The organism is Tissierellales bacterium (assembly GCA_035301805.1).
Classification (GTDB): domain Bacteria; phylum Bacillota; class Clostridia; order Tissierellales; family DATGTQ01; genus DATGTQ01.
On the sequence record DATGTQ010000193.1, the window covers coordinates 1 to 8,224 of the forward strand.

Annotated in this window: 7 protein-coding genes; all 7 read right to left on the reverse strand. The window is 30.2% G+C overall.

Annotated elements, in window-relative coordinates:
* Window positions 1-335: 335 nt before the first annotated feature.
* The 7 genes from VK071_10165 to VK071_10195 all read right to left on the reverse strand — a co-directional run bounded on the left by VK071_10165 (window position 336) and on the right by VK071_10195 (window position 7,449).
* Window positions 336-416, reverse strand: a complete 81-nt coding sequence (locus tag VK071_10165; GenBank protein HLR35671.1) for a hypothetical protein — start codon at window positions 414-416, stop codon at window positions 336-338.
* Window positions 417-550: 134 nt separating this feature from the next.
* The gene (locus VK071_10170; protein HLR35672.1) at window positions 551-1,390 is read right to left on the reverse strand and encodes a PTS system mannose/fructose/sorbose family transporter subunit IID; all 840 of its coding nucleotides are present in this window, start codon (window positions 1,388-1,390) and stop codon (window positions 551-553) included.
* A gap of 31 nt (window positions 1,391-1,421) precedes the next feature.
* A complete protein-coding gene (locus VK071_10175; GenBank protein HLR35673.1) occupies window positions 1,422-2,189 on the reverse strand; it encodes a PTS sugar transporter subunit IIC in 768 nt (255 codons plus the stop codon).
* A 48-nt stretch (window positions 2,190-2,237) separates the two neighbouring features.
* Window positions 2,238-2,711 carry a PTS sugar transporter subunit IIB gene (locus VK071_10180; GenBank protein ID HLR35674.1) on the reverse strand — a complete coding sequence of 158 codons (474 nt, stop codon included), beginning with the start codon at window positions 2,709-2,711 and terminating at the stop codon, window positions 2,238-2,240.
* A gap of 116 nt (window positions 2,712-2,827) precedes the next feature.
* Entirely contained in the window at window positions 2,828-3,235 is a 408-nt protein-coding gene (locus tag VK071_10185; protein ID HLR35675.1) for a PTS sugar transporter subunit IIA, read from the reverse strand.
* Between the two features lie 30 nt (window positions 3,236-3,265).
* Entirely contained in the window at window positions 3,266-4,321 is a 1,056-nt protein-coding gene (locus VK071_10190; protein HLR35676.1) for a galactitol-1-phosphate 5-dehydrogenase, read from the reverse strand.
* 287 nt (window positions 4,322-4,608) lie between these two features.
* Window positions 4,609-7,449: a sigma 54-interacting transcriptional regulator gene (locus tag VK071_10195; protein ID HLR35677.1), complete on the reverse strand. Its 2,841-nt coding sequence runs from the start codon at window positions 7,447-7,449 to the stop codon at window positions 4,609-4,611.
* Window positions 7,450-8,224 lie beyond the last annotated feature (775 nt).

The window sequence follows — 8,224 nt, forward strand, 5'->3', positions numbered from 1 at the left end:
ATGGACAAACCCAAGAGAATTAAATAAAGGTTCCTCTCAGATGATGCTTGTTTTCGCATGCATGAATTTAAAAAAACAGCAAATTGGGTATGAGCAAATTAAAATGGAGATAACACCTATGGACCTTCAACCACTTTTTTGGCGGTTACTTTGTATTTGTTATTAATTTCTCCATAAAATTTACAAAGTCTCATATACCTAATTTAGGTATATGAGACTTTGTTTATAAACTGAAAGATAAAAGTGTCTCTGTCTTTATTTATTGATATTCAAATATTACCCACCTTTGTTTTACTGCGCCTTACCAATCTTTTAAAAACCTTTCAATTTCTAAATCAGGCATTGAATGGGCTAACATAAGTAGCTCCTAGTTTCGTAGCTAACAATGCTTGATTAGATGAAAATTCTAAAGCCACACTAGTCTGTATTCCTTGTTTTAAAAGTACCTTTACTGCTTTTAATCCTTATTTGGTCATAGGTATTCAATCACAATGCTAGGATTAATTTTAATAAACTTCCTTTCTCTCATTATCATACTAATAATTCCCTTTTAAAATATACCTAATATTCCTGTTATAGTCGCAACCATAATAAGAATTCCCATTAATTTTACCGGAGTAACGCCTTTCTTTAATGCTTTCAAAACTAACAAAGTTAATACGAAAGGTATTAGTCCCGGCATTAGTTTATCAAGTAAATCTGTTTGTAAACTAAATGTAAAGTCTCCAGACGTGAACTTTATTGGAGTTTCTATATTGACAAATCTGCCAACTAACCCACCCATAACTAAAGTTCCAAGTATAGATGCGCCTTCTATTACCTTATTAACGGCTCCACCTTCTAAAATTTCCTCTACTGCTTTCTTACCATACTTGTAACCATTTGTCCAAAGAGTATAAGAAATTCCAAACATTATACAATATTGGGCAACTAAAAATATTATCGGACCCGCTATATTATTATTATTTGTAATTCCGATACATATGGCAAGAAGGATAGGGGTTATAATTCCTTGAGTTAAAGTATCCCCAATTCCAGCTAAAGGCCCCATAAGTCCAGTTTTAATTGCATTTATACCTGTATCATTAATTTCTGCACCATTAGCTTTTTCTTCTTCCATAGCTATTGTAATCCCATGAATAACGGAACCACAAATAGGTTCTGTATTAAAAAATGACATATGTCTCTGTACAGCACTTTTTAATGAGTCTTTAGTATCATATAGTTTTTTTAATACGGGCAACATGGAATGAGCAAAAGCTGTAGCCTGTAATCTTTCATAGTTATAATTAGACTGTGCAAACATGAACCATCTAAAATGAGACTTTAATATATCCTTTTTACTTAGTTTAACATTCTTTCCTTTACTACTTTCTATTTCTGTTGTCATTATTCACCCTTCCTTTCTATATATAATTTATTTAATTATTAATATTAGTTCCTAAATTATCATCATGCTTTAATGCTGTTATAGTTAAAGCAAGTATAACTCCTAAAATAGATATTACAACTATATCTATTTCAAAATACACTGACAATAAAATTCCCAATACAAAAAAGGGCATTGTAAACTTATTTCCTATTAACTTTAAATTCATCGCAATCCCAAGAGCAGGTAACATTCCTCCAATTACATCAAATACATGCAATACCTTTGGACTCATAACAGATAATAAACCCGATACAGCATCTGGCCCATAATATACTACTAAAGTCGCAGGGATAAAACTTAGTATAAATAAAACTATTTGGGGTGGTACAATATTTATAAAAGCTACAGCATTTACATTGCCCTTTTCTACTTCCTTATCAGCCCAATGAACAAAAAATGAATTAATAGTCATCTTACCTATCCATAATACCGAAGCTATAGTACCTAGAGGTACCGATATAGTCATTGCAGTATTCGCATCTAAATTTGATGCGATTGCAAGAGCAGTTCCTACATATCCGGCAAAAGCTGGGTCTCCCATTTGTGCTCCTCCTGCCGACATAAATCCTAAATAAATAACATTAATCCCAGCTCCAATTAAAGCTCCTTCTAAAGGTTGCCCTAATATTATTCCTGTAACAAATCCAGCTACTAACGGTCTATTCCATGTAAAAAATCCAACATAACTAAGCCATGGACTCCATGAAATATAATAAAAAAATCCAATCAATATAGATTGCCATACACTAATGTTCATAGAAAATCCTCCTTATATAATTTTATTGAAACAAAAACTTACCTTACCTTATAAATATTTTTGTATTTCTATCTTCTTTGCATCTGGGACAATCTGTATAAAAACGTTAACATTTCGTTCAATTAATTTTCTAAATATTAGTTTTTCATCCTGAGAAACCGAAATATTTTTATACAAAGATTTTCTTCCTGGTTTAGCTCCCATGCCTCCAACATTTAATTCCTTTATTTGTATCCCATTATCTATAAGGCTAAGAACAGTATCTGGGTATTTAACAAGTACCATTATTTTATCTCCTTCATCTTCTCCCTTTAACAGCTTTACTGCTTCCTCGATACCATGAACATCTACTTTAACCGTAGATGGAGCTGCTATTTTTAGAACCTTAGCCATAAATGGATCACTAGCCACTTCATCATCTACTACTAAAATTCTATTTGCTGATGTTACCTTTGACCACGCAGTAATAACCTGACCATGAATTAACCTATCATCTACCCTTGTAAAAACTATATTCTTCATTTTTATTCCCCCTACTAAATATTTAAAATATCAAGTATAATTAAAATTCTTATGATATTCCTAGGCAATAAGATAATTTACCTAAGAATATCTAAAATAATATTTCACCTTAATCTTTAGCACAAATCCTGTTTTATATCTTTTATACTTTCCTTTCCTATTTTTAAACAATGATTCTTTAAATCAGACAAATTAAGTTCATCCCTGTTTAAAAAAGCCTCTAAAACAATAGGTAAATTAACCCCACTTATACATTCTAATTTAATTGAATTATTCAATTTATTTAAATTCTTTGCAATAGTATTGAAAGGACTCCCTCCATATAAGTCAACAAAGACCAAGACCCCTTCTTTACTACTAAGGTTTTCTATTTGATCCAATACATTAGATTCAAATTCCTCAATGTTACTTCCATGTTTAAGTCCTAATGCTTTATAATTGTCCTGAGATCCAATAATTAACTCAGCACTTTTAATTACTTCTTTAGAAAGATCTCCATGGGTCACCACTAATATGCCAATCATAATACATCCCTCTCCATCAAAAGTTTTAGTTTAATTATTGCCTATATTTATCATAATTTTCCCAAAGAAAATATTCCTTTTATATATCTTTTCAAAGGTTTCTGGAAGTTCATCAAGTGTTATGCGGTGAGTTACAAATGGCGAAATTTTAAGTTCCCCTTTTCTCATATAATGGATAGCACTTGTCCATTCTCTCCCTGGAAAAGGATAAGAATTTCCAAACCAAGTCCCCTTTACAGTTAATTCATTTCTAAGAATCTTTTCAAAATATACTCTTGAAATCTTTACATCACTATAAGGTACACCCGCATATAAAACAGTCCCTCCTTTCCGTGGAAAAGATAATACTTGAGCAGAAGTTAATGGAGTACCGGCAGATTCTATTGCTACATCTACTCCTTTTAAATCTGTAATCTGTTTAACCTTTTCCACACTATCAACCTTTGTCCCATTTATACATATATCTGCACCAAGTTCCTTAGCAATTTTTAACTTTTCATCAAATACATCTATCGCTATGACCTTAGTTGCTCCAAATATTTTGGCCCATTGTATTAATAATAACCCTATGGGACCTGTGCCTAAAATCGCTACTGTATCACCAACTTTAATATTAGCTCTGTACATTCCATGGCCTGCTATACATGCTGGCTCAATACCTGCAGCAGTTTCATAGTCTATATCTTTGGGCAATTTTATTAAATTTTTACTACTTACTTTTACGTATTCAGCAAAACAACCTCCTGCATCTCTATTTCCTATAATCCCCAAGTTTTCACATCTGGAAAAAAGCCCTTGTTTACATTGGGCACATTTAAAACATGGTAAAGCTGGACATACTGCTACGGCATCTCCCGGCTTTACATTTTTTACACCATCTCCAACTTTTACTACATCTCCTGAAAACTCATGTCCAAATATCTCTCCTGGAATATGGGGTCCTGTTTTACTATATTTTGATATATCTGAACCACAAATACCTGCAACTCTAACTTTTACTATAACATCGTCATCTAGACTAATCTCTGGAGTTGGTGTGTCCTCGACTTTTAAATTTCTAATATCATAAAATCTGGCAGCTTTCATTATAAATTTCCCCCTTATATCATTAAGTGCTTTGACATAATATAAAGCAATAATCATACCAGATATATATATCATATAATATTAATAGTCTCTATCCATTAATATACCTTCAATACATCATATTTCAGATAAAAATAAATTTATTTTTATTCTCTGTTATATTATGTGTGTTAAACCGTGTCAATTCATATTATCATCTGTGTCATTTATGCTTTAAAATAAAGAAAGACTTATAAAAATTAACCCACTAATCTTTACAAGCCTTCCCTACAGATAAATATATCTGCTTAATCATTATTCAGTAGTTCAATTATATAACCAATTTCTGTATCAGGAATCTCTATACCAAAAACCTCTTCGATATTCGTTAAAGAACTTCTAATTCCCTTATACATAACTTCCTCAGATTTTATTAAACTATCTATATCCTTATAAGGCAAAAATTCGTTTTGTAATAATCTTTCTATCATACAAGCAACATGAATAATATATTTTATCTTTAATTGTTCCGAATTGTCAATATTCAATATGCCAATTATCTTAATGTAGGATTTATTGACATAATCATAGGCTTTAATTGGATTTAAAAAAACTAATATTTTTTCTAGCATTTGAATAAATATATTTTGTCCAGAAACCCTTTCTTTAATATAATAAGAATCCACTCCACCTATAGCCTTTTCTATATTTTTTATTCCATCACCTATTATCAATTCATCTATAGAAATAAAAGGAACTCCTGGTATATGTAAATTTACCGTTCCAACAACTGCTACTATTTCCTCGTTAATATCATTATTCTTTTTTAGAATTTCTTCCATATTATCCTTATTAGTTATATCTAAAGGTTTTATTTTTAAATTATATTCCCCAATAAAAGGCAACGCATTTTCTAGTAATTCTGCAATTTTTATGGCAGACCCCTTACCAGTAATACAAGTTGTAAAAATAATCTTTGGTTTGGATATATTTGTCTTATTTTTAATATTATGAGTAATACCTCGTCCTATATAGGGATTTACCACTTCCAACTCCTCTACCAGTTTATTTAAGGTCATTTCCGGCAAAAAGCTTTTCCTTACAGCTTCTATTACAAGAGGTGTTGAAATATTTTCAATAGAGCTAGTCATAATATTTGTTTTCTTGAAGATAATTTCTGAAAAAGCAGTTAATGAACCCATATCCACTAATAACAATACTCCCTTTCCCTCATCAACATTCTTTACTTTCTTAATTGTTTCTTCAAGTATATCTTCTACCTTCACATGAAGAGGCATATCTATAGATTGACAATGGTCAGTATCTAATAAACTATTTGCAACATTAGAAATGCTTGAAGCTGTATGATCGCCATGAGCTAAAACTATTACCCCAATTTTTTTACTTTTTTCTTCTGAATCAACTGCACCTAAAAACATTGTTATAAAGCCTATTTCCTCTTTTGGTATACTTATTTCCAATTCTTCCTCTAATACTTCCCTCATTAATTTTGCTGTTTTAAATTCTTTAGGATTGTTAATTGCAATCTTGTTTATTTCCTCATTGTATATTACTTCCCCTGTGGCTATTCTCTCCATTAATGCGCTTATATGCATAGCTAATCCAATCTTTGTTTTATTACTAAACTTATGATTAAGTTTTTGTTCCGCTAGCATTAAAGAAATTTCAACAGCATTATAAACTCTTGGACTTATAATTTTAAATAGTTCTTCTTTTTCTGGTACTTCTTTCTCCGCATTACATTTTATTAGTAATTCTTTAAAATATTTTTCTATATCATCATTTATAATTTCATTAATTTTTCCTTCAGAATATCCCTCTTCTTTATAATTATTATATCTTTCGATTATCTCTTCATATAAATCGGTAGCCAAACTATAGTTATCAAGTATCGCAAACCTTTCGCCACTTGTTTTATTAAAAGTATAATAATCCTTTTCATAGTTTAAAAGATTTAAAATCTCTTCTCTTTTTCTGTTATAATTTAATAATCCTGAATATATATGTTCAGACAAAAATGGAGTTTCCACATCAATTTGTTTTTTATTATAGGTCTTATAATCTAGAAATCCCCGGGCACATAAAAGTTGTATATCACCTTTTAATTGTCCTATATTTCCTTGACATTCATAAAGTAAAAGAGCTCGTAAAACATCCCTATACACATTTATGGGGACACCTACATTATTTACTTCCTCTTTAAAAAAATTTTCGATAAGTTCTAATCTTTCCGAAAGACCCCTTTCAAATAGTGATGGAAGTCTAATAACCATAGGAATTCTTCTTAAAAATGTTTTCAATAATGTAGAATTTATATCTTCAGTTGTTGCTCCTATTATAAGTACATCTGCCTTTCTAGACGTTTCAGTTTCACCTAATTTTCTATATATATTTTTATCCATAAGTAAAAACAACATTTCCTGTCCTTCAGGGGGTAACCTATGTATCTCGTCTAGTAATATTATTCCCCCATCTGCCTTTTCAATTAATCCTTGTTTATCCTTATTAGCCCCAGTAAAGGCTCCTTTAACATGTCCAAAAAGCTGTGATAGAATTAATTGTGGATTCTCAGCATATTCGGAACAATTAAATACAACGAATTCAGATTTCTCATTTATAACTTTAGAAAAAACAGCATATTTGTACATCATTTGAGCAAAAGTACTTTTACCTACACCAGTATTCCCAGTTATAAGAGTATGAAGGCCTTTTGGAGGATATAATATAGCAGCCTTTGCTTGTTTAATCTGTAGTTCCAAACTCGACTTATATCCTATCAATTTTTCAAAAGGATCCTGAATTATATTCTTAGATATATTTTTTTCTTCCTTAGACTTTTCTATTAGCTGGGCTAATGAATTAAATGTATTTTGTCCATGTAAATCAAGCCTTATTATTTCCTCTAACTTTTTCTTTTCTATAAATTGAACAGGTCTACCGACAATTTTAATAGCTCTTTCCTCTTTAACTAGGACATTTAATTCTCGACTTACATTACTTCTACTTACTCCTGTAATGTCTGAAATAGTTGCAGTAGTAAATCCTGCACTTTCTCCTTCTAGGTCATTCAATGTTATATCTTTTGATAGAGACTTTAGTGCCATAAATACTTTCTCTTTTCTAGTCACATTATCACCCCTTCATAGTCTTTATAAATTTTTCAGCCAGAACAAGGGGCAGTATAAAAAACTATTATTTTTGAAACTATTATTTATTCAATGAGGTTTTAGAATCTAGTGTAAAAACCAAAATAGAAATAATTAAATTAGAAAAGAAGCTAGAAGAGTAAAATCCCTAATTTTCTATTTCCATACCCTATTTGGAATAACGCCTTTCATTTTTATTTACGGGTTTGGAATATATGTTAGAATTTATGCTTATGTATTAGTAGACTTACTTATGCTATGCACTTTAGTAATTTCTTTTCTTCTATATTATATTTTTAACTAAATTATCCGAGTTGCTTGCAATATTCCATTGCTAATTTTGAATAAACTAATTTTCATACATTATTTCCCCTTAGTTTGTTATCTTAATTATATTATATTAGAATTATTATATATGACAACTATCCTAACACATGGGTAGTTCTATCACTAATATTTAACTCCCTTGAAATTTCTGCAGCTTTGGTCTAAACTTTTCTATTAAGCAAATATTTAATAATCAACCTATGCTCATGTAGTAGTGGTATTATCATTTAATTTCCTCCGTAAACATATCTTTGTAAACATTATATACGGTTCAAAGAAAACATTGGTAAACACTATAGAACATGAAATAGATGTGGCGATAAAAATAGCTAAATTAAAAAAGAAACTAGAAAATTAAATTTTCTAGTTTCTTTTTATTTTCCTAACAACCCCAAATATCTTTTAATATAACAGAACTTTTGGTCGTCTT

What these genes read in the sequence shown, in the direction of transcription:
- VK071_10170 (HLR35672.1), bottom strand. Translation starts at nt 1,390, where the DNA reads ATGACAACAGAAATAGAAAGTAGTAAAGGAAAGAATGTTAAACTAAGT.
- VK071_10175 (HLR35673.1), bottom strand. Translation starts at nt 2,189, where the DNA reads ATGAACATTAGTGTATGGCAATCTATATTGATTGGATTTTTTTATTAT.
- VK071_10180 (HLR35674.1), bottom strand. Translation starts at nt 2,711, where the DNA reads ATGAAGAATATAGTTTTTACAAGGGTAGATGATAGGTTAATTCATGGT.
- VK071_10185 (HLR35675.1), bottom strand. Translation starts at nt 3,235, where the DNA reads ATGATTGGCATATTAGTGGTGACCCATGGAGATCTTTCTAAAGAAGTA.
- VK071_10190 (HLR35676.1), bottom strand. Translation starts at nt 4,321, where the DNA reads ATGAAAGCTGCCAGATTTTATGATATTAGAAATTTAAAAGTCGAGGAC.